The 19660-nt window shown below is 57.7% G+C and carries 19 protein-coding genes; 7 read left to right on the top strand and 12 right to left on the bottom strand.

Annotated elements, in window-relative coordinates:
- Positions 1-10 precede the first annotated feature (10 nt).
- The 4 genes from T5B8_RS10000 to T5B8_RS09985 all read left to right on the top strand — a co-directional run bounded on the left by T5B8_RS10000 (position 11) and on the right by T5B8_RS09985 (position 3135).
- Positions 11-802: a YbaY family lipoprotein gene (locus T5B8_RS10000; RefSeq protein ID WP_353178377.1), complete on the top strand. Its 792-nt coding sequence runs from the start codon at positions 11-13 to the stop codon at positions 800-802.
- Positions 803-1063: 261 nt separating this feature from the next.
- Positions 1064-2191: an efflux RND transporter periplasmic adaptor subunit gene (locus T5B8_RS09995; RefSeq protein WP_353178375.1), complete on the top strand. Its 1128-nt coding sequence runs from the start codon at positions 1064-1066 to the stop codon at positions 2189-2191.
- Positions 2192-2248: 57 nt separating this feature from the next.
- Positions 2249-2947: an efflux RND transporter permease subunit gene (locus tag T5B8_RS09990; RefSeq protein ID WP_353178450.1), complete on the top strand. Its 699-nt coding sequence runs from the start codon at positions 2249-2251 to the stop codon at positions 2945-2947.
- Positions 2944-3135: a metal-sensing transcriptional repressor gene (locus T5B8_RS09985; protein WP_353178373.1), complete on the top strand. Its 192-nt coding sequence runs from the start codon at positions 2944-2946 to the stop codon at positions 3133-3135. Before T5B8_RS09990 ends, T5B8_RS09985 begins: the two co-directional genes overlap by 4 nt.
- Positions 3136-3154: 19 nt before the next feature.
- Here the strand turns inward: T5B8_RS09985 and T5B8_RS09980 are convergent, their stop codons facing one another.
- Both T5B8_RS09980 and T5B8_RS09975 read right to left on the bottom strand, forming a co-directional pair.
- Positions 3155-3562 carry a DUF6691 family protein gene (locus T5B8_RS09980; RefSeq protein WP_353178372.1) on the bottom strand — a complete coding sequence of 136 codons (408 nt, stop codon included), beginning with the start codon at positions 3560-3562 and terminating at the stop codon, positions 3155-3157.
- A gap of 4 nt (positions 3563-3566) precedes the next feature.
- The gene (locus T5B8_RS09975; RefSeq protein ID WP_502950727.1) at positions 3567-4004 is read right to left on the bottom strand and encodes a YeeE/YedE family protein; all 438 of its coding nucleotides are present in this window, start codon (positions 4002-4004) and stop codon (positions 3567-3569) included.
- A 215-nt stretch (positions 4005-4219) separates the two neighbouring features.
- On the opposite strand from T5B8_RS09975, the gene T5B8_RS09970 reads away from it, so the two are divergent.
- The 3 genes from T5B8_RS09970 (at position 4220) to T5B8_RS09960 (ending at position 6603) form a co-directional block, all read left to right on the top strand.
- Entirely contained in the window at positions 4220-5086 is an 867-nt protein-coding gene (locus T5B8_RS09970) for an MBL fold metallo-hydrolase (RefSeq protein WP_353178370.1), read from the top strand.
- A 228-nt stretch (positions 5087-5314) separates the two neighbouring features.
- Complete coding sequence (locus T5B8_RS09965; protein ID WP_353178368.1) at positions 5315-5722, top strand: hypothetical protein; 408 nt, start codon at positions 5315-5317, stop codon at positions 5720-5722.
- A gap of 686 nt (positions 5723-6408) precedes the next feature.
- Entirely contained in the window at positions 6409-6603 is a 195-nt protein-coding gene (locus T5B8_RS09960; protein WP_021031954.1) for a hypothetical protein, read from the top strand.
- A gap of 99 nt (positions 6604-6702) precedes the next feature.
- Here T5B8_RS09960 and T5B8_RS09955 read toward each other — a convergent pair whose 3' ends face one another.
- The 10 genes from T5B8_RS09955 to T5B8_RS09910 form a co-directional block, all read right to left on the bottom strand.
- The gene (locus T5B8_RS09955) at positions 6703-6963 is read right to left on the bottom strand and encodes a hypothetical protein (RefSeq protein ID WP_006912605.1); all 261 of its coding nucleotides are present in this window, start codon (positions 6961-6963) and stop codon (positions 6703-6705) included.
- 172 nt (positions 6964-7135) lie between these two features.
- Entirely contained in the window at positions 7136-7546 is a 411-nt protein-coding gene (locus T5B8_RS09950; RefSeq protein WP_420852602.1) for an efflux RND transporter permease subunit, read from the bottom strand.
- Positions 7547-8057: 511 nt separating this feature from the next.
- Positions 8058-9086, bottom strand: coding sequence for a tetratricopeptide repeat protein (locus T5B8_RS09945; protein ID WP_021031956.1), 1029 nt, complete (start codon positions 9084-9086; stop codon positions 8058-8060).
- Entirely contained in the window at positions 9068-10006 is a 939-nt protein-coding gene (locus T5B8_RS09940) for a cation diffusion facilitator family transporter (RefSeq protein ID WP_209059979.1), read from the bottom strand. The genes T5B8_RS09945 and T5B8_RS09940 overlap by 19 nt, the downstream gene beginning before the upstream one ends.
- Positions 9999-10352: a P-II family nitrogen regulator gene (locus T5B8_RS09935; RefSeq protein ID WP_209059978.1), complete on the bottom strand. Its 354-nt coding sequence runs from the start codon at positions 10350-10352 to the stop codon at positions 9999-10001. The genes T5B8_RS09940 and T5B8_RS09935 overlap by 8 nt, the downstream gene beginning before the upstream one ends.
- Positions 10353-10448: 96 nt before the next feature.
- A complete protein-coding gene (nhaA, locus tag T5B8_RS09930; protein ID WP_353178366.1) occupies positions 10449-11801 on the bottom strand; it encodes a Na+/H+ antiporter NhaA in 1353 nt (450 codons plus the stop codon).
- A gap of 21 nt (positions 11802-11822) precedes the next feature.
- The gene (locus T5B8_RS09925; RefSeq protein ID WP_353178364.1) at positions 11823-13487 is read right to left on the bottom strand and encodes a phosphoethanolamine transferase; all 1665 of its coding nucleotides are present in this window, start codon (positions 13485-13487) and stop codon (positions 11823-11825) included.
- Positions 13488-13808: 321 nt separating this feature from the next.
- Positions 13809-16913 (bottom strand): efflux RND transporter permease subunit, encoded by a 3105-nt coding sequence (locus tag T5B8_RS09920; RefSeq protein WP_353178362.1) that lies wholly within the window; start codon positions 16911-16913, stop codon positions 13809-13811.
- A gap of 9 nt (positions 16914-16922) precedes the next feature.
- Entirely contained in the window at positions 16923-18257 is a 1335-nt protein-coding gene (locus tag T5B8_RS09915) for an efflux RND transporter periplasmic adaptor subunit (protein ID WP_353178360.1), read from the bottom strand.
- 14 nt (positions 18258-18271) lie between these two features.
- On the bottom strand, positions 18272-19570 hold the full coding sequence (locus T5B8_RS09910; RefSeq protein ID WP_353163095.1) for a TolC family protein: 1299 nt from the start codon (positions 19568-19570) through the stop codon (positions 18272-18274).
- Positions 19571-19660 lie beyond the last annotated feature (90 nt).

Raw genomic sequence — 19660 nt, 5'->3', positions numbered from 1 at the left:
AGAGAACCTAATGTTGCATAGATACTTTGGCCAGGCGTGGGCCCGGTGTTGCCTGGGCATGTTGGCGATTCTGCTGGTCGCCGGCTGCGGCACTGATGAACCCGAGGTTGTCACCGTGGCGGGCACGGTCGAGCTCGCCGGTAGCCAGGCGCTGCCGGGCGATGCCAGCGCGCGCATCAGCATGGTCGAGCAGGGCGAGGACGGTGCGAGCAAACGTATCGTGGCCGAGCGCACGTTGCACGATCTGGACCGAAAATCGATTGCCTTCAATGTGGAGATCGAGCGCGATCTGATCGATCCCGACGGCGATTACGGCCTGCGCGGTGAGATTCTCGCGGCCGACGGTAACGTGCTTTGGAAGTCGGAAAAACCACGACCGATCAATCCGCTGAAAAACGAATCTGAAGTTCGGCTCGAACTCGTGCCCAGTTCGACGGATGCCGAGCTGAGCTTCGAACAGTATCGCTGTGACGATGGTTTTCATCTGGCCGCGGCGTTTGAGCCAAAGCGGGCGGTCGTACGCCTGGGGAACCGGCGCCTGGTCATGCCGGCCGCTGGTCGCAAGGACAAGTTCGTAGGCGAGCACGGTAATCGACTCAGCCGCGATGGCGATCGGCTGACGGTGGAGGTCGACGACAGCGTGCATGAAAACTGTACGGCAGTGGCCAGTCAGACGCCGCCCGAGACTGGCCCGTCGGGCGGGGAAGACGCCAACGCGCAGGCGGCCGATGCCACGAACGAAAAGCCGAAGGACAGCGGCGAGAACGGGGAGAAAGAAGCGCCACCGCAGACGAACGACTAGCGCGCGATCGACCACACGCTGGCGGCTGGAGTCGTGAAAAGATGGCTTTCTGAATTATAGTTTTCGCGCAAGATGCCAGTAGCTTTGGTCTGCATTGTATTCGCGATTGCGCAATAGCCGGCCTGTGGCTTGCACAAAACAACGACAACACATCGAGGGAAAAGGATGTCGGCGCACAGGCTTAGGGGGTGTTTCGGTTCTGCCGCCGAGCAGGGCAGACCACGCGAAAACACGGTCGCCGGCGGCGCCAACAGAACCGTCATGAGTCGGCACCGTCGAACGCGCTGGCGGGGTGTGCTGATCGCGCTTGGCGCCTGCGTTTCGCTATCTGCCTGCACCAGCGAACAGCCACCGCAACCCACACCGCCCAAGCCGATTGCCTGGGCCGTGGCCCAGGTGGCCAGCTCCGGCCAAACGCGCTCGATTGCCGGCGTACTGCAGACGCCCGAGCGCGCGCCGGTGGGCTTCGATGTGCCGGGGCGTGTCGCGCGAATCAATGTGGACACGGGCGATGTATTCGCGCGCGGCGATGTGCTGGCCACACTCGACGATCGTAGCTATGCGTTGACACTCGAGCAGCGCAAGGCAGAGCTTGCCGAGGCACGCGCTGCCCGCGAGTTGTCGTCGACACGCTTCGCGCGTTCCAAGTCGTTGCGTAAGGCCGATGCCATTTCGCAAGCCGAGTACGATAACGATGCGGCCACGCTTGCCAGCGATCGCAGCCGGGTCGATACGGCCCGGGCCCGGGTCGATATTGCTGCCAAGGATCTCGCCGACACACGCCTGATTGCCCCCTACGACGGCAGCGTAGCGCGCCGGCTTGTGGAGCCGGCCCAGCGCGTACAGGCAGGAGAAACGGTACTCGAAATCCAGAGCCGCGACGATGGCATGGAAGTGGTCGTATCTGCGCCGGAAACGCTGGTCGGCGTGCTCGATCGCGATGCGATGCATGCGGTCACGCTCGCAGCTGCGCCGAAGGCGCCGATGATGGCGCGTATCAGCGAGGTGGCCACCGATGCGGGTGATCGCAATGCCTATCCGGTGACCCTGGTGATCGCCAAGCCGGTCGACGCGGCCCGTGCGGGCATGACTGCCGAGGTCACGCTGCGCCTGAGCAACGGCGAGTTGGCACAGCCGGCGCGTATCGAAATACCGGTCACCGCATTCGCGCAGGGCGCTGATGACGACACCTTCGTCTATGTATTCGACCCCGACAGCGACCGCCTGGTCCAACGCAGCGTCGAGGTGGCCGACATTAGCGGTGAGAAGGCATTGATTAGCGCTGGGCTGGATCCCGGCGAGATCGTCGCCAGCCAGGGATTGGCTTTTTTGCACGATGGCCAGTCGGTGACCCGGATCGGCGTCGGCCCCCGCCAGTTCAACGAATAACCGGGTGGCCGGATGAATATCAGCCAGCTTGCGTTTCGGTATTGGCCTGTCGTGATCATGATGGTCGTCGTGGCCAATATTGCGGGCGTGCTTTGCTATTTTTCGCTGCCCACCCGCGAAGACCCGGAAATCACGATCCGTGAGGCCGTGGTTACGACCCACTTCGAGGGGCTGTCGGCCGAGCGGGTCGAATTGCTGATCACGAAAACGCTGGAAGAGGCGATTCGTCAGGTTCCCGAGGTCGAGCAGATTCGTAGTACGTCCATGCCGGGGACCTCGATCATTCATGTCGAGATTCAGGACAAGTATTTCAACCTGGACCAGATCTGGGACGAAATGCGCCACAAGATCGACGGCGTACGCGACGATTTGCCTGAGGGCGCGAGCACGCCCTATGTCAACGACGATTTCGGCGATGTCGCCGTGGTCACCGCCGCGCTGACCGCTGACGACTTTTCCATGTCGCAGATGTACGACATGGCCCAGCATATTCGCGACCAGCTTTATACGGTCAAGCACACCAAACGGGTCGAAATTCTCGGCGTACAGCCCGAGCGTGTCTACGTCGAGACCACCAATGCACGGCTGGCCGAAATGGGCCTGAGCCCGCAACAACTGATTGCCACGCTCGCCGACCAGAATATTATCCGCCCCGGGGGCGCCGTGGATACGGCGGGGCGGCGCTTCACCATCGAACCGACCGGTAATTTCGAAGATCTCGACGCCATTCGCGAGGCGTTAATCTGCAGGCCATGATCGAGCGCGATGCCGAATGCGAAGACGTGGCGGTCCAGATGTCGGCTGCGCGCAAGGCGTTGGATCGTACCTTCTACAACATGCTCTCCTGCGTGATTGAACGTGAATTGTCCTGTAGCCATCTCGACGGCGATGACGCACGCGCACGCCTGAAATACGCGACCGAACTGCTGTCGCGCTACGGCTAAAGGCCGGTTGAATGCGCGCTTACGCGCGATAGCGTCCGGCCAGCCAACAGCCGAGTAGCACCGCAGGCAGGAACACGACCGCTTCGTGAGCGTTGTACACCAGCGCCGCCAGCCCCGGGCCCGGACAATAGCCCGCCATGCCCCAGCCGATCCCGAACAGCGCCGCGCCGATAAGCAGAGGCCGATCGATGCCAAGGCGCGCCGGTTCATGGAAGCGCTCGGCGCAAAGCGGTCGAGCCCGGGTCCGTGCGATTGCGTGCGCTGCAGCGAACACGCTCAAGGCGGAAGCCATCACCACAGCCAGCGTCGGATCCCAGGGCCCGAGCGGGTCGAGGAATGCCAGCACCTTGGTCGGATCGACCATGCCGGAGAGCGTAAGCCCCACGCCGAACAACACGCCGCTGGCCAGTGTAATGACGTGACGCATCCTGTTAACCCAGCATACGGCGACAGATCACCGCCGTGATGACGCCGAACACGAAGAATACGACCGTGGCGGCCAGCGAGCGGGGCGACCCGCGGCCGATGCCGCACACACCGTGACCACTCGTACACCCCGAACCGAGTCGCGTGCCGAAGCCCACCAGCAGCCCGGCGAAGGCGAGTCGCACAGGCGAAAAGCCTTCGCGCACGGGCACGATAGCCGGCGCGAAAATGCCAACCAGCAGTGCGCCGGCGATTAGACCGCCGAGCCATAGCAGGGCGCGTCCGCGACGCTCGGGTGCAGCGATGAGTCCGTGAAGATGGCCGGATACGCCCGCGATCCGGCCGACGCCCAGCCATAGCAGCGCGGCAGCAAGGCCGATAAGCGCGCCACCGATCGCGCCGCTAAGCGGTGTGAAATTGGCCATCGTGAACATGCTATCAATCCACGCCGGCCGGCGGGCAGGGGGGCGATACGCAGTACAACACGTCGCCCGTCATGTCGCGTCGGCTGTTCAGAACACGGTGCCGGCTGCGAGACCGATTCATGAATACCTCTGACTTGTTTTGGATACCCCCTAGGGTAGAATAAAACTTGCTGATATGTGCAAATAACCAAAAGTTTGGCGCAAAGCGCACGATCCTGGATAAGAGGTGAAACATGGCTACAAACAGCCCGGAAGTGGTCGGTTTTTTCGATCCGAATACGTTCAGCGTCCAGTATGTCTGTATCGATAACGACAGCGCTCGCTGTGCGATCATCGATCCGGTGCTGGATTACGATCCGCAGTCGGCACGCACGAACACGACGCAGGCCGATGAAATCGCAGCCTTCGTACGCAAGCGCGGTCTGACCGTGGATTGGATTCTGGATACCCACCCACACGCCGACCATCTGTCAGCCGCGATCTATCTGCAGGAGATATTCGATGCGCCGCGGGCGATCGGCGAGCATGTCGTAGCGGTGCAAAAGCTCTGGAAAGACATTTACAACTTCGGCGACGACTTCCATACCGATGGCCGCCAGTGGGATCGTCTGTTCGCCGACGGCGATACCTTCAAACTGGGCAACCTCGACGCACGCGTCATGCATTCGCCTGGGCACACGCTTGCCTCGATTACCTATGTGATCGGAGATGCCGCCTTCGTGCACGACACGCTGTTTCAGCCCGACTTCGGTACCGCACGGGCCGATTTTCCCGGCGGTGATGCGGCCACGCTTTATCGTTCGATTCAGGCGATACTCGATCTACCCGACGACACGCGTTTGTTCACCGGCCACGACTATATGCCCGATGGCCGCGAGCCGTGCTGGGAGTCGACCGTCGCCGAACAGCGCGCGAACAATCCGCACCTGAAGAATATCGACGAAGCGAGCTATATCGAACTGCGCAACAAGCGCGATGCACAACTGCCGCTACCCACGCTCATACTTGCGGCGTTACAGATCAACACCCGCGGTGGCCGCATGCCGGAACCGGAAGCCAACGGCACGGCCTACCTCAAGATTCCGCTCAACGTCTTCTGAACCAGCCGCGGCAACGGGCGCACAGCGGTACAAGTGCGCGGGCCAGGGCGCCGATCGCGATCAACACGCGGGCAATCCGCACCGGTGCGGCCGGGGCCAAAACCGCGTTTGCCGGGTCACCGTCGCGTACGTGGTCAAACGGCATTAAAGCGGGGCCCGCGTGTTTAAGCACGCCTGTGGCGAGCCGATACTCTCCGTATGCATGGCGAAACCAACTATCTCAAGCTCATGCTGGCCATCGCCGGCGGTGTGGTCATCGGTGGCATCGCGCTCTGGGTTGCGCGTCTTCTGCTGGGCATCGGGTTGATGAGTGCCGTAGCCTCCGGCCTGAATGTTACGGTTGGCGATCCGCCGGGTTCCTCTGTTACGGCGGGCGCCGCATACAAACGCCAGCTCGCCAAAGAACGAGGCCAGCAAATTGAATCTCGGCGCGTACCGCCAATCGACGACGCGCTTCGCCGAAAACGCGAGCAATCCGAACGCGGCCGCCAGTACTGGACGCAATGCGAGGAATGGTCTCGCAACTACAAGATGACGCCAACCGAAACCACGCGCTTGAACGGCAAATTCTATTGCGAGCGCTACGGCACCTATATCGAAACCGGCCGCACGTCGAACGACAAACCGCCGTTCTAATCAATCCGAGCAGCGACTGGTCGTAGCCATCATGGCCGACGCGCGGGCATGGCATATCAACAAGCGGTGACTGAATCGGCCAAAACACAGTGGACAGCACGTGGGCGGTCGATAACCATTAGCGCGAATAGACAGATCTGCAAGAACGTGGCGCTCGGATTGCAAGGCACGCTAGAGGGCGTCTCTGTCGCTCAGCGCCGAACACAGCCATAAATAATACTGTGCATAATGTATATTATGTTAAATATTATATTACGCCGGCCGCCTCATCGCATCGCTGCCCACCCCTCAGCCAGTGTGTAACGTTGCCCAAGGCCTAGGCTCAAACACTTCTATACGGTCCTGGCGTTGGCAACGCCTGCCCGCGCGCGATGCTATCCAAGTTCGGCTGTTGATGGGACGCGCCGTCGAGACCTGCGGCCGTTCTAAATGGATTCCATCTGTTAGCCGATACTCGGCGAATGCGCACTTACGTAGTACGCAGCTCGGGCTGCTAAACGCGCCTGGAAAAACGGGTCCGCGGACTTCAGCAACGACGCACGCCGCCGAAATAAATGCCGCTGGCAGCGACTTGCTCTCTGAACATGAGGCCTCAACGTCTGTCCGGTTGGCGGCCGAAGCGAGCCTTTACACGCGCCCGCATCGACCTCTTGGATTCGATCTGTCTATCGTTTGGAGGTTTTCCAATGTTGCTCACTATTCGGCAACTGCGCCTGGCTTCCTGGATACTCACGCTTGTAGCTGTTTGCCTGGCGCTGGGCGGTATCGCGCTCGGTCTTGCCGGTGAAGGCTTCGGCTGGTCTGCCATGGCAATGGCCACGACAATCATTGGTCTTCAGCGATTGAATACCCGTTCCCGACGCGTCTTGGCTTCCGGTTAAATCAACACACATTCCCGTAATGCAGCTATGGCCTTCGCGAAGGAGCTGCATGCGTTTCGGGTTTTATGTTGATAGAACGAGCCATTCACCTCGTTACATTCAGTAACCGCGACGCTTGAGTTGCTTGATCGTGAGCACGATCGCCGCTGGCGTATGCACGGCGCCCATACCGGCGACGAACAGGCTCCAGCGTGCCAGCGTGCTGTCGGCCGCATACCGCATACAGATAGCGCCAAAGCCCAGACCGACCAGGATCAGCAGACCGCGCGTAACTATTTCATAGCGCGTATGGGCCGCGATGAGGTGATGGCTCCAGCCTATGGGAACGAGCGCGATAATGGCGGTAAGTAATTCGAACATGGCGAGTTTTTAACCCATCGTGTCGGCTACGGCAACGCCAGTCGCTTCATTTGGCTATGTATATCCATACAAGGCCAAGCGCGACCGCCCTCTTTCCTGCCGGTTTTGAAGGCTTCATATCGTCCTCGTGGCCGCGGCTTGATCTGGCAAGCCGCGGCCACGCGGGTTTCGGTTACAGATGAACCGGCGTATCCGGTTCGGCGAACCAGCGATAGACGCTGGGCAGCACGATGAGTGTGAGCAGCGTCGAAGTCATGAGCCCGCCGATCACCACCGCCGCGAGCGGCCGCTGCACGTTGGAGCCGATGCCGTCGGCAAGCAGCAGCGGAATCAGCCCGAGGACCGCGGTCAGCGCGGTCATCAGGACCGGGCGCAGGCGATGCTCGGCGCCGATACGCACCGCGTCGGCCATAGACGTGCCCTGCTGTCGCAGCTGGTTGATATAGGACACCATCACCACGCCGTTCTGTACCGCGACACCGAACACGGCAGTAAAGACCATCGCCGCTGTAGCCATACTTCGGTTGAATAATATTTTACGAAGAGTCCAAAGACTCGAATGGCCGTCTTTGCGGCCTTCCACGCGTAGTAGTTAGATGCGAAAAACGACTATTGACCAAAGATCGGTACGTTAGACGTTGCTCGGAATAGTGTCGTTCGACACGCTTTTGATTGACGACGTAGCCGGAGTGCTGACGGTTGAGATAGATCATCTTCCCGGTCGTCCTTAAGGTAGCGCCGTGGCAGGCGCGGAATTTCGGCACGTAATCGCGCGCGGTGATCAAAGCCTGCCGGTTTCGAAGCGCGCTTGCACTCGTTGCAACGACTCATCGCAACGACGGCCAGGGAACTTCGTTCGCAACGTCCACACAAGCGAATGCACCGCACCAGCTCGTGCGTACCTTCGGCCTCGAGCATCGACTCGGCCAACGGGTGCTTAAAACGAGTGTGCTCAGATAGAGCGCCTTCATGCGCTTAGGGTGTCTGAAACCACCGAACTTGGTTCGGCATGTGTAACAGCCCATCTTAAGAAATCCGTGGGGGCCCATCCCAGATTTTATCGGATTAAAAAATCAATTTTTTCCGCTCTCGCGCTATCGCTGGCTGTCAGCTTTGCCCTTTTTAGGCAACAGCGCTTCGAGCCCCGATATTGGTTCAGTGACCGGAAAACTACGCCGGCTTTCCAGCTGAAGGTCAAATTGAGCGTTGTCGGAATTAATCTTACTCCAACGTCGAACGCGCGCTTGTGCTCGGCTCAATTGTGAAGGTGATATCAAACTCCGGAGAAGCTCGCGTTCGCGAATCGCCGCACCAAGTCCTTGTTCGGCTGCCAACGATGTCCAGACATATGCCTCGATGATGTTACCCCGTGAACTCGCACGAGCCTGAGACAGTTTGCCGAGGTTATATTGTGCGATCGCAGAATTTTGTTGCGCTGCCCGCAAAAACCATCTCCGTGCTTGCGCTTGGCTTTTCTGGACCCCTCGACCGTCGATATAGTTTACGGCTAGATTCACTTGGGCATCGACCTGCCCCTTTTTCGCAGCTTTCAAGTACCACCGCGCCGCTTTCGACTCATTCTGAGTGACCCCAACACCCTTGTCGTAGCACCAGCCCAAATAAAATTGCGCAGACGCGTGACCTTGTTTAGCGGCCATGGCGTAATACATGGCCGCGCGCTCCCGCCGTTTTTTGTGCTTAACACGGCTTTGTCGGTAAAACTCTGCGAGACGAAATTGCGCTTGAAGGACACCTTGATTGGCGGCCCTTTGTAACCATTTGACTGGGGCTTCGAGCGTATTCTCCGAATCCCTCTTCTGAGTCGACAAGAGGAATAGATTGTATTGAGCCGCAGCGTGGCCTTGTTCTGCCGCTTTGCGCAACCAACGATACGCGGCCTCATCATCCTCTACGACACCGTCGCCCATGGCAAAGGCACCGCCAACGGAATTCTGGGCGTTCGCATCGCCCTCCTCGGCGCGCTGGAGCATGGTTTTGAACTGTCTCTTATAAGCTTTGCTACTGACCGTGATTTCAGGTTCTTGAGCGCGAGATAAAACTGGGGTCAACATAAATACAAAAAGTAAGAGCGTCGATGTAGTTCTTAAAGCTTGCCTGAGCATGATGAACCGTTCCCATCAACGTTCTTGCCGCGATTTTCAAGGATGCTGCGCGAGCCAGATTCCGGCTGTAACGTGCTGTGCTGAATGCCGAAGCGCCGACCCAGCAGGGCCTGTAGTCGCGGTAGGACCGCATCCCATTCACCTATCTCATCAAGTTTGATTTGTGCCGATAAGGCGTGACGACTCGACGATAGAGACCAGACGTGAATATGGTGCGCCTCAACGACACCACTAATCTCGCCCATGGACTGCTTCAACTCGTCAATATCCACATCGCTAGGTGAGCCCTCCATAAGGACTCGCATGACGTCGCGTAAAATATTTATGCTCGCAAAACCAATCAGAAGGCTGATTAATAACGAAAGCAACGGGTCTATCGGCAGCCAGCCGGTGAGGTAAACGATGAAGCCCGCCAGCAACGCCGCTACAGAACCCGCCAAGTCACCCATTACGTGCAACAACGCGGCCCGCACGTTCATGTTTTTTTCGCCCCGCATCAGAATCCACGCGACGGCGATATTTACGAGTAAGCCGATGAAAGCGACAACCATAACGGTCGTTCCGCCAACTTCCTCTGGATTCGCAAGTCGTTCAAATGCGGCAAAAACAATCCAGACCACAATACCCAGCATAAAAAGAACGTTGACGAGCGCTCCTATAACCTCAGCGCGTGCATATCCATACGTAAGGGTTTTTGAAGCGCGACGCTGACTTAGCCATGCTGCAAAAGCGCCGATTCCGAGAGATAAGGAGTCGGTGATCATATGGCCCGCATCGGCAATCAGGGCCAGTGAGTTGGCCCAAATACCACCGACTACCTCGACGCCAGCGTATGCAGTCGTAAATATCAGCGATATGATAAGCAGTTTCGTGCTACCTGCATTGCCATGGCTATGACCGCCGTGCTCATGCTTACTCATCTGGGCCTCCCGATTTCGACGAAATTTGCACCGCCCCTTCGTTACGTTGCCCGTCGCTTATACGAATGGCCTCCCGCAAATCTGATATGAAGACTTTTCCATCACCGGGGTGGCCGTCGCCTGTACGTGCGCTTGCCAATATCGCGTCTACGACGGTCGTCGCAAGCGACTCCGGCACATCAATTTCGAGCTTGGCCATTTTGACCCGCCTCAAGCTGCCGTCCTGGACGTGGCCATATTCACGTAGATGCACCACCGCGATTCCGGGTATGTCGTCAATATCAGCCAGCGCCGAAATCACCTGTTCGAGCATGACTTCACGTACGTAAGCCTTGATTTCCTTCATCGTCTGTCTCCTTTTGGTAACTTTAGTTGACAGAGGTCAGCCGTCGTCGCGAATAGTGACCGTAATTGCTCTGTCATTCGGTCATCACGTTCCAGCTCACGCGACGTCTTCGCTCTGCGCTACCCAATTTTCATCATTCTTGTGTAAAACCAACCAAAGTAATCCCAGCCCCGCCAATGCGGCGATTAAGGAGCCAGCCAAAATGCCAACGCGTGCGGCCGATGCGATCGCCGGATCTGTAAACGCAAGGCTGGTCAAGAATAAAGCGATAGTGAAACCAACGCCGGCGAGAAGCCCCAGACCGGTCAGAGCTGACCAAGAGAGACCATCCGGGAGTTTTGTTCGGGACAAGAGGGTCGCCAGACGTACGGCCGTTACAATGCCAAGAGGCTTGCCAACCACCAGACCGACACCGCTCCCGACTAGAACCCAAAGGCTGGCATTATCAGCGAGACTAATTTCGCTCAGATCAACCCCTGCATTGGCGAGCGCGAAGGCCGGCATGATCAGGAATAACACCCACGGCTCTAGCCGATGTTGCAGGATATTCAGCGGCGATAATGCGCCTCGCCTAACGCGTTCCAGTTCTTCTAGGAGTCGACGTTTTGAGGATGGGGCTTCGCGTAATAGGTGTGGAATGCGTTCAGCGGCTTGTTCATTGTATGAATGCGTATGGCGTGGCGTGGAAAGCGGCGTCAAGAACCCGAGCAGGACGCCCGCGACGGTCGGATGAACGCCAGATTTCTCCATCGCGAGCCAGATTGCGGCGCCAACCAACCAATAAACTAAAAATGCATGGACCCCGGCACGACGCATCGCGTAAACGAGAGCTAGCCCGAAAGCCACCACGAGCAATGGGATAGTGGTGATCTTCGCCGAATAGAACAGGGCTATCACGGCAACCGTGCCGACGTCATCGATAACCGCAAGTGCCAGTAGGAATGCCCGCCAGCTCGCGGGCACCCGTTTGCCTAGTAGGGTGAGAAGCGCAATAGCAAACGCAACATCTGTCGCCATTGGTACGGCCCATCCCCCGGGATCCCCCGCCGGTAGGTTAAGAATCAGAAAAACTGCGACTGGCGCTAGCATGCCGCCTAGCGCTGCTACCACTGGCAGGACCGCTTTGTCTCGGGTGGACAGCGCACCGCGAAGAAATTCGTACTTTACCTCGAGACTGACGTGAAAGAAGAACAGCGCCATCAATGCCTCATCAATCCATTCGTGGAGCGAAAGTGACAGCTCTACATCGCCCAGACGAAGAGAAAGCTCGGTGTTCCAAAAGTCTGCGTAGCCTGGTAATAACGATCCCGCAGAGTTGGCCCATAGCAGCGCGAGCGCAGTAGCAATAACCAAAACAATGCCGCTGGATGGCCCATACGCCGCGAAGCGGCGTATGGGCCGTAACAGCCGCTCGGCCAAGGGATGCTGATCTGAAGTTACATCAGACATGGGTGGCCTCTCCTAACAAACCTACCGACCTGTCAAGGCGATGGCGCGACATGCAGCAAAAATGTCCTGCCCGGGCCGGTAGACCTGTGTCTGTACCGCGAACAGACCTAGAACCGTGTCGAACAAATTATCCTGGCTATACTCGTCGTCACTCATCTGCCTCATGCACTTGCGCTCGAGTCCCCGCCCCTTCCTAAAATCAGACGAGGTCCAAACCATCAGCGGCACATGGGTTTGTTCATGCGGCGCTATTAAGTACGGTAGGCCGTGAAGGTAAATGCCGCTCTCGCCAAGCGACTCGCCATGGTCGGACATATAAATCATCGCGCTCGCATAGCGATCGGAGTTCCTTTTTAGAAACTTCACAACCCTAGAGAGCACGAAGTCGGTATATAAAATGGCGTTGTCGTAGGCGTTTATCAGCTCTTGGCGGCTACAATCCTGCGGGCGATTGCTACGGCATTCAGGCTGGAATTTGCGAAACTCAGGCGGGTACCGTTTGTAGTATTCAGGCCCGTGGTTGCCCTGTTGATGAAGCACAATGAAAGTGTCTCTCGAGGGCTCGTTTAGCGATTCATCCAGCCGATACAATAAAATTTCGTCAAAACAGCCATCTTCATTGCAATAATTAGGCACGTCCATCTGAGCTGTGTTTTGTGTTTTTACCCTGGCGCAAACGCCCTTGCAGCCGGAGTTGTTTTCACGCCATAGCACACGTACCCCGGCGTGTTTCAGGACATCTAATAAATTCTCGCTGTTATCCGACACGAACTCGTCATAACTGCTGCGGTTTTGGCGCGAGAACATACAGGGCAGAGACACTGCAGTAGCAGTGCCGCAGGAATATACGCTGTCAAACTTGACAATCTCTTCTTGGGCCATGAGCGGCATGGTCCTCCGCTCATAACCTTCCAAGGTAGCGTTATGAGCACGCACCGTTTCCCCTAGAACGAAAACCACTAGCCTTGGCTTGCCGCCGGGTGAGCTATGCTGTCGTTGGTAGGCGTCGCGGCCCAATGGCCGAAGTGCCGCCTCACCGGCACTTAACTCGGCAGCCAGCAACTTTCCAGCCGAGTAAATGGAATAACTCGGATTAATCAAATAACGTAAATTTCGATTTTCGCGCCCTACTAGTGAAAATTCTTTGTAATGGCTATAAAGTGCCGCCCCGGCTACTGCTAAAGCTAGCGCCATCGTCAATATTTGCCGACCCAATTGTCTAGGAAAAGTCGCATAGCGCACGGGAACCCACCACACAACCAACGCCGGCAAAACTCCGGCCCATAACACATGCCAAAACAAAACCGGGCTCAATAAACCGTCAACCTCCCTAGGGTCGGTTTGTATGGTGTTGCGCAGCATTCCGTCATCAATCACAACACCGTAGGTATCCATGAAATAGCTATTAACAGATGCCAGGACGAGTAACACGGAAATAAACGGCTTAAAAAGAAAACGTAAGCCAAATGGTGCGATAGCCAACGTGAAAGCGGCGACAAGAAATACGAAGATTGCGGCGAAAAACCCAAAGTTCCCCCGCCAGGAAATATCTGCCGCACTTGCCGCCGCACTCCAAAATGAGTTATTGGCAGTAGTCACTAGAAACAGCGCCACGGCCAATGCGAGCACGGAGGTCGTCACACGCAGGCGCGAAACCCGATGGTCGAAGGATTTGGCCGCTACCATCGCGACCACCTCCAAACGTTTGCGACTTCGTTTTGTGGCTCACCCGCAAACTCTGGGTGCCTGCAGCGTGGAACACCCTGACTAACAAGTGACCTATACCCAATGGCCCCTATGATATTGGGCTTATATTTAGTTAGCGCATAGATCGCTAAACTATGCCTGTAGCTCCAAACGAGACCACCATTCACTCGGCCGATGTATTCGTGAGAATTCTTCGCAGTACTCCGCTGCGAATCAATCGAGGGCGCTTGCCCTGAAATCACCTGGTCGAGCGGGACTTGCGCCATATGGGTGGGTGTTACCTCCATGATCAGCCCCTCCTCACAGCTCGACTTCGCGCCGTGGTTCGGCGAACCAGTGGTACACGGCAGGCAATACCAATAACGTCAGGAGCGTTGAAGTCACGAGGCCGCCGATTACGACTGCGGCCAACGGCCGTTGCACGTTCGATCCGATACCGTTAGCCATGAGCAGCGGGATTAGTCCCAGGATCGCTGTCAGCGCGGTCATGAGTACGGGGCGCAGCCGATGTTCTGCGCCGGTGCTTACCGCCTCATCGAGCTCCATACCGTGATCACGCAACTGATTGATGTAGGAAACCAGCACGACCCCGTTTTGAACGGCTACGCCGAACACCGCGATAAAGCCAACAGCAGCGGGCACGGATAGATACAGTCCCGACAACCAGAGCGTGAAGATACCGCCGATGATTGCGAACGGAACGTTCAAAAAGATCAGCGCCGCATAGCGCAGACTCGAGAATGCGCTGTAGAGCAACAAAAAGATCAGCGCCATCGTGACGGGTACGACGAGATAAAGGCGCTTCATGGCCCTTTGTTGGTTCTCGAACTGGCCGCCGAAGTCAACGAAATAACCGGGCGGCATATCGATGTCGCGATCGATACCGGCACGCAGATCGTTTACGACGCCGCCCATGTCCCGCCCGCGAACGTTCATCTGCACATACAGACGTCGACTGGCGTTCGATCGTGATATCTGCTTGGGACCGGTATAGACGTCCACGTTCGCCACTCGTGACAGCGGAATCAACGCGCCGCCAGGTGTCCGAAGATTCAGGTCTCGAATCGCATCGATCCGCTCACGTTGGTTCGCCTGCAGCCGCAGGAAAATATCGAACCGCCGCACGCCGTCGAAGACCTGGCCGACGGAAGCTCCCCCGACCCCTACGGACACGGTGTTCAAAACGTCGTCCACGCTAATTCCATAACGCGACAAGGCTTCGCGGTCTGGCTTTATGACGATCTGCTGTTTGCCGCCCTGCTGCTGGACACGCACATCCACAGCACCGGTGGTATTACGCGCGAGTTCGGCGACCTGCTGGCCGACCTCAGCTAACTTGTCGAGGTCGTCTCCGAAGATACTTACGACGAGCTGTGCTTGAACGCCTGAGAGCAGCTCGTCGGTTCTAAGCTGGATCGGCTGGGAAAAGTTGTTCGCCAACCCGGGAACACGCGCTGCGAGCCGCTCGGACATCGCGTTCTGAAGACCCTCGTACGAGCGTCCGCTTTGCCAGGCATCGAGCGGTTTCAAGTTGATGGTGGTTGCGACCACGTTGACCGATTCGGGATCACCGCCGACTTCGGCACGACCGACGCGTGAATAGGCGCCGGTGACTTCGTCGAATTCGCCGACGGTATCCTGTATGCGCTTGCCGTATGCAATCGCGGAATCCAGGCTCGCCCCGGGCGGCAGCGTGGAGCGAACCATGAATGTGCCTTCCCGTAGGGTCGGAATGAACTCAGTACCCAATTGCGGAAAAACAGCGAGACTCGCAATGAATAAGATTAGCGCTGTCCCTACTACAACGATCGGTGCTTTTAGCGCGGCGTCGCGCATCGGGCGGTAACCGGCCTTCATCCACGACACAAACCGCGGCTCCCGCATCGTGGTAACACGTCGGAATGCCAGTATTGCCAGCACGGGTACGAGTGTGAGGGATAGCAACAGAGCTGCGGCCAACGCGAAGCTAATCGTGTAAGCCATGGGCGAGAAGAGTTTTCCCTCGACGCCCTGCAGGGTGAACAACGGAAGGAAGACAATGATCACGATGGCGACCGCGAAAACGATCGGTCGCCCAACTTCTCGAGCCGCGGCACCAATCAAATCCGCCATGCTCGCGGTCTTGAGGTCCTGTTCCTCAAAATGCCGGAAGATGTTTTCGATCATGACGACCGAGCCGTCGACCATCATCCCAATGCCGATTGCCAACCCGCCGAGGCTCATCAAGTTCGCCGACAAGCCGGACACGCGCATAGCAATGAATGCTACAAGTAGCGACAGCGGTACGCTCGACACGACAATGAGTGTCGATCTCAAGTTGCCCAGGAACAAGTACAGCAATATCAGGACTAGTACGGCGCCAATTAAAAGCGCTTCGACGACCGTATTGATCGCCTTGTCTACTAGCTCGGCCTGAGAGTAGTAGACTTTGGCGACCATACCGTTAGGCAACGACTTATTGATTTCCTCGAGCTTTGCATTCGTATCCTCGAGGACGCGCTGGGTATCCGTTCCGATCAGCTTGAGAACGTAACCGCCAACAGATTCTTCGCCGTTGGCGAGTTCTGCACCACGTCGAATCGCTCGCCCGTAGCTGACTTCGGCGATATCTCGGATATAAACCGGCTGATCATTGCGCGTGTCTACTCGGGTGTTGCGCAGATCAGACAAACCCTGCTCGCCCGAAGAGACCCAACCATACCCGCGGATAATGTATTCCTCGCCGCCGCGCTCGATGAATGAAGCGCCGACGTTTCGGTTGTTGCGCTGTAGCGCTTCGCGAACGTCGGCCGGCGTCAAGCCGCGGGCCGTCATCGCACTCATGTCCAGGCGGACTTGATACTGCTTTTCGTAACCACCGATCGAGAGCACGCCAGTCACACCATCGACCGTACGCAGCTGTGGTTTGATCAGCCAGTCTTGGGCTGTACGTCTTTCTGTAAGCGAATAGTCCGCGCCTCCCTCATTCTCGACTGTATACATGAGAATCCGACCAAGTCCTGTCGTGATAGGACCGAGTTGTGGCTCACCTAGGCCACTTGGGATGTTGCGACGGGCTTCCGAAAGCCGCTCGTTCACGAGCCGTCGGGCAAAGTAGATATCCGTGCCGTCCTCGAAATAGACATCGACACGCGACAGTCCGAAAATCGAGGTGGACTGTACTTTTTCGAGGCCCGGCAGCCCGTACATGCTGATCTCGATCGGATAGGAGACCAGCGTTTCAATGTCCACCGGCGACAGGCCCTCGCTCGCGGTATATACCTGTACGAGGGCCGGCGTCGCGTCCGGAAATGCATCAACGGGTAGTGCACGCAGCGAAAAATAGCCGCCGATAGCTAGCGCGAAGACTGCGACGAGCACCATGAGCCGGTTCGCCATCGCCAGGCGAATAATTGCGTTAATCATAGCGCCCTCCTAGTGGCCGTGTGCGGCGCTACGGCCACCGGCGGTGAGTGCAGCTTTAAGATCGAATGCGCCCCGCACGACCAGGGTGTCACCAGCTCGAATCCCTTCCCGGATTTCTACCTGGCCTTGGTTTTCTGCGCCGGTACTTACCGGTTGAAACGTGTAAGCACCCTCGGGTCCAGCTGGCAGAAACACCCCTTCACGCTCACCGATTTGTTGCACTGCATCCACGGGAACAAGCGCTATACGTGAGCGCTTACCGCTAGACGCCCCGGCGTCGATGTCGGCATCGGCAAACATGCCGGCTCTAAGCAAACCATCAGGGTTTTCGACGACGGCACGCACACGCACCGTTCTGGCCTGTTCGTCGAGCTGGGGCGAGATCCAGTCGATCACCCCTATAAAGCTTTCATCCGGCAATGGTCGTACCGTGAAACTCACTTTCTGACCTTTTTTTAAGTACGGCAGCGCTTGCTCCGCAGCATCGATCATCAACCACATCCGTGTGTTATCGACGACATGGATCGGTGTTTCGTTAGCACCAAGTGTTTGGCCAGCAACCAGATCGCGTTTCGCGATAACGCCGTCGCGGGGCGCAACCAACTCAAGTCGCGACAAAGGCTCGTCCCCACCACTGCGAATTGCATCGACCGCCGCATTGTCGAGGCCGTAAAGCTTGAGTTCGGCACGCTTCGCACGTCGCTCCGCCTTTGCTTGTTCGTATGCGGCACGAGACTCAGCGAGATCCGAATCGCTCACGATCTGATCCGCAGCCAATTTGCGGTCTCTCGCGTAGGCGGCCTGGCGCGTGTTAAAGCGCGCGGCCGCTGTTAGATATGCCGCCTTTTCCTTGCCTAAGGCGACACTATCGAGTACTGCAAGTGTTTCACCACGCGATACTGCTTCACCAAGGTCCGCCGTTACTTTGACTACCTTGGCTTGCAGTCGCGGCCCCACACGAGCGACGCGGTCGGCGTCGAAATGTAGCGTCGCTGGCGCTTGGATCGACGCACTCGCTGTACCGCTTTCGGCCTGGCCAATTGCGATGTCGAGTTGCTGAAACTGCTCCGCGCTGAGCTTAACGCTGTCCGGATTTTCTTCCCCGTGCCCGTCATGGCCACTTTCGCCTTCAGCGTGGTCAGACCCAAGTTCGCCTTTTTCGACGCCATCGTGTTCATCACTGGCATGCCCGGCTTCGTCATGGCCGTTATGTTCGCCGCGTTCTGCTGGCTGTCTGGACGTTTCGCTGGTTCGTGAATTGTCGGCTCCGGCACTGAAGGAATCACAGCCCGTCAGCAAGAGCGCGGCAAAGAGCAGTAGTGTGGGAATCCGGAAATAACTCATGAGTTCATGTCTGTTCATTGCGATGCTCCGCGGCTGTCCATCACGAGCAAACCACCCGTTGCGCGCTCGAGATCGGTACCGGCCGTAACCAGCGCTCCAAGCGCGTCGAGATAATCGCGACGCACGTCAAATAGGTTGTTCTGGGCAGACGTGATCGCGGTTGCCCCGACCTTGCCGGCTGCGAATGAGCGCCGGGTGAGTTCGAGAGAACTCTCCGCGGCCTCCAAAACCGCATCACTCAACGCATCTGCTCGTTCTCGTCCGGCGTCATATGCGCTGATGGCCGAAAGCACTTGAAGTCGAACCTCGCGCTGAAGGTTGTCCTGATCGAGCTGGGCCTGCGCTAGCTCCGCAGTCGCAATCTGGCGCTCGCCTTCATAGCGATCCAGCAGCGGCAGCTCGAAACCGATACCGCCGCCAGTAATATCCGAGCCGCCTTTGTCACGACCACCCGCTTCTTCGCGGTAAAAACCGAACACGGTGAGGTTCGGTATGATTTCGCGATTGGCTAGTGACAATTCTTTCCGTGCGGCAATCACGCGCGACGCAGCGGCCTGCAAGTCCGTGCGCCGCTCGACGGCGCGCACCAACAAGCGATCACGATTTGGCATATCGAGCAGCGCAAAACTTAGATCTCCCTTAATGGCGAGCCGGCGCGTGGGATCGATCGCAAGCAGGTCCTTGAGTTCAAGTCGAGTTTGGTTCGCCGCATCCCGGGCCTCTGCGGCGAACGCACGTGCTCGCTGCAACCCAAGACGTGCCGCATTGGATTCGATTCGGGTACCCGCGCCTGCGTTAAGACGCTTCTTGGCATAAGTCTCGAGCTGCTCGTTGGTATCAACGACGCGCTCGGCGGTGTTTACTGCCTGCTCCGCGACCAAGACAGAAAGGAAGGCGGCACGCACGCGTGCCGTCGTCGTGGCTGCCAGGAAATCGTAATCAGCTCGAGCGGCGCCCAACCTACTTGTCGCAGCGTCTGCGCGTAGACCGCCTTGGCCGGCTATCCAGAATTCTTGGCTGAGTTGGATACCGATGTCGGTGCTTGAGCCGTTCGGCTGATCGCGCTGGCCTGCTTCCAGTTCCAAGCGCGGATTAGATGGCACAGGGACATCCGCGTGAATAGCCTCGCCACCGAGGCGTTGAATACGCAGACGAGCCGAACGCAGCGTCGGATTATATTCGCTCGCCCAATTCAGGGCCGCGTTGAGTGTCAGAGGTTGAGGTATCTGCGTGACCGCGGAGGCGGACAGCGAAACCCATAGCATGCAAAGTCCACAGGCAGCTTTGCCCGGGAGAAAACGGGGGAAATACATTGTGAATCCTCATCGCAATAGAAGAGGCGCCTGCAATGAAGCAGCGCCCGGCGAAGAAGATTCAGGCTATGGGTGGATCGATTAAGGGGG

The sequence above is a fragment of the Salinisphaera sp. T5B8 genome (assembly GCF_040361255.1).
In the GTDB taxonomy this organism is placed as follows: domain Bacteria; phylum Pseudomonadota; class Gammaproteobacteria; order Nevskiales; family Salinisphaeraceae; genus Salinisphaera.
Note: the sequence above shows the minus strand (reverse complement) of the source record. Positions and strands in the feature narration are given on the sequence as shown.

Bases quoted from the DNA above. Each gene is read 5' to 3' on its own strand.
- T5B8_RS10000 (WP_353178377.1), top strand. From the start codon at position 11: ATGTTGCATAGATACTTTGGCCAGGCGTGGGCCCGGTGTTGCCTGGGC.
- T5B8_RS09995 (WP_353178375.1), top strand. From the start codon at position 1,064: ATGAGTCGGCACCGTCGAACGCGCTGGCGGGGTGTGCTGATCGCGCTT.
- T5B8_RS09990 (WP_353178450.1), top strand. From the start codon at position 2,249: ATGATGGTCGTCGTGGCCAATATTGCGGGCGTGCTTTGCTATTTTTCG.
- T5B8_RS09985 (WP_353178373.1), top strand. From the start codon at position 2,944: ATGATCGAGCGCGATGCCGAATGCGAAGACGTGGCGGTCCAGATGTCG.
- T5B8_RS09980 (WP_353178372.1), bottom strand. From the start codon at position 3,562: ATGCGTCACGTCATTACACTGGCCAGCGGCGTGTTGTTCGGCGTGGGG.
- T5B8_RS09970 (WP_353178370.1), top strand. From the start codon at position 4,220: ATGGCTACAAACAGCCCGGAAGTGGTCGGTTTTTTCGATCCGAATACG.
- T5B8_RS09965 (WP_353178368.1), top strand. From the start codon at position 5,315: ATGCTGGCCATCGCCGGCGGTGTGGTCATCGGTGGCATCGCGCTCTGG.
- T5B8_RS09960 (WP_021031954.1), top strand. From the start codon at position 6,409: ATGTTGCTCACTATTCGGCAACTGCGCCTGGCTTCCTGGATACTCACG.
- T5B8_RS09955 (WP_006912605.1), bottom strand. From the start codon at position 6,963: ATGTTCGAATTACTTACCGCCATTATCGCGCTCGTTCCCATAGGCTGG.
- T5B8_RS09945 (WP_021031956.1), bottom strand. From the start codon at position 9,086: ATGCTCAGGCAAGCTTTAAGAACTACATCGACGCTCTTACTTTTTGTA.
- T5B8_RS09940 (WP_209059979.1), bottom strand. From the start codon at position 10,006: ATGAGTAAGCATGAGCACGGCGGTCATAGCCATGGCAATGCAGGTAGC.
- T5B8_RS09935 (WP_209059978.1), bottom strand. From the start codon at position 10,352: ATGAAGGAAATCAAGGCTTACGTACGTGAAGTCATGCTCGAACAGGTG.
- nhaA (WP_353178366.1), bottom strand. From the start codon at position 11,801: ATGTCTGATGTAACTTCAGATCAGCATCCCTTGGCCGAGCGGCTGTTA.
- T5B8_RS09925 (WP_353178364.1), bottom strand. From the start codon at position 13,487: ATGGTAGCGGCCAAATCCTTCGACCATCGGGTTTCGCGCCTGCGTGTG.
- T5B8_RS09920 (WP_353178362.1), bottom strand. From the start codon at position 16,913: ATGATTAACGCAATTATTCGCCTGGCGATGGCGAACCGGCTCATGGTG.
- T5B8_RS09915 (WP_353178360.1), bottom strand. From the start codon at position 18,257: ATGAGTTATTTCCGGATTCCCACACTACTGCTCTTTGCCGCGCTCTTG.
- T5B8_RS09910 (WP_353163095.1), bottom strand. From the start codon at position 19,570: ATGTATTTCCCCCGTTTTCTCCCGGGCAAAGCTGCCTGTGGACTTTGC.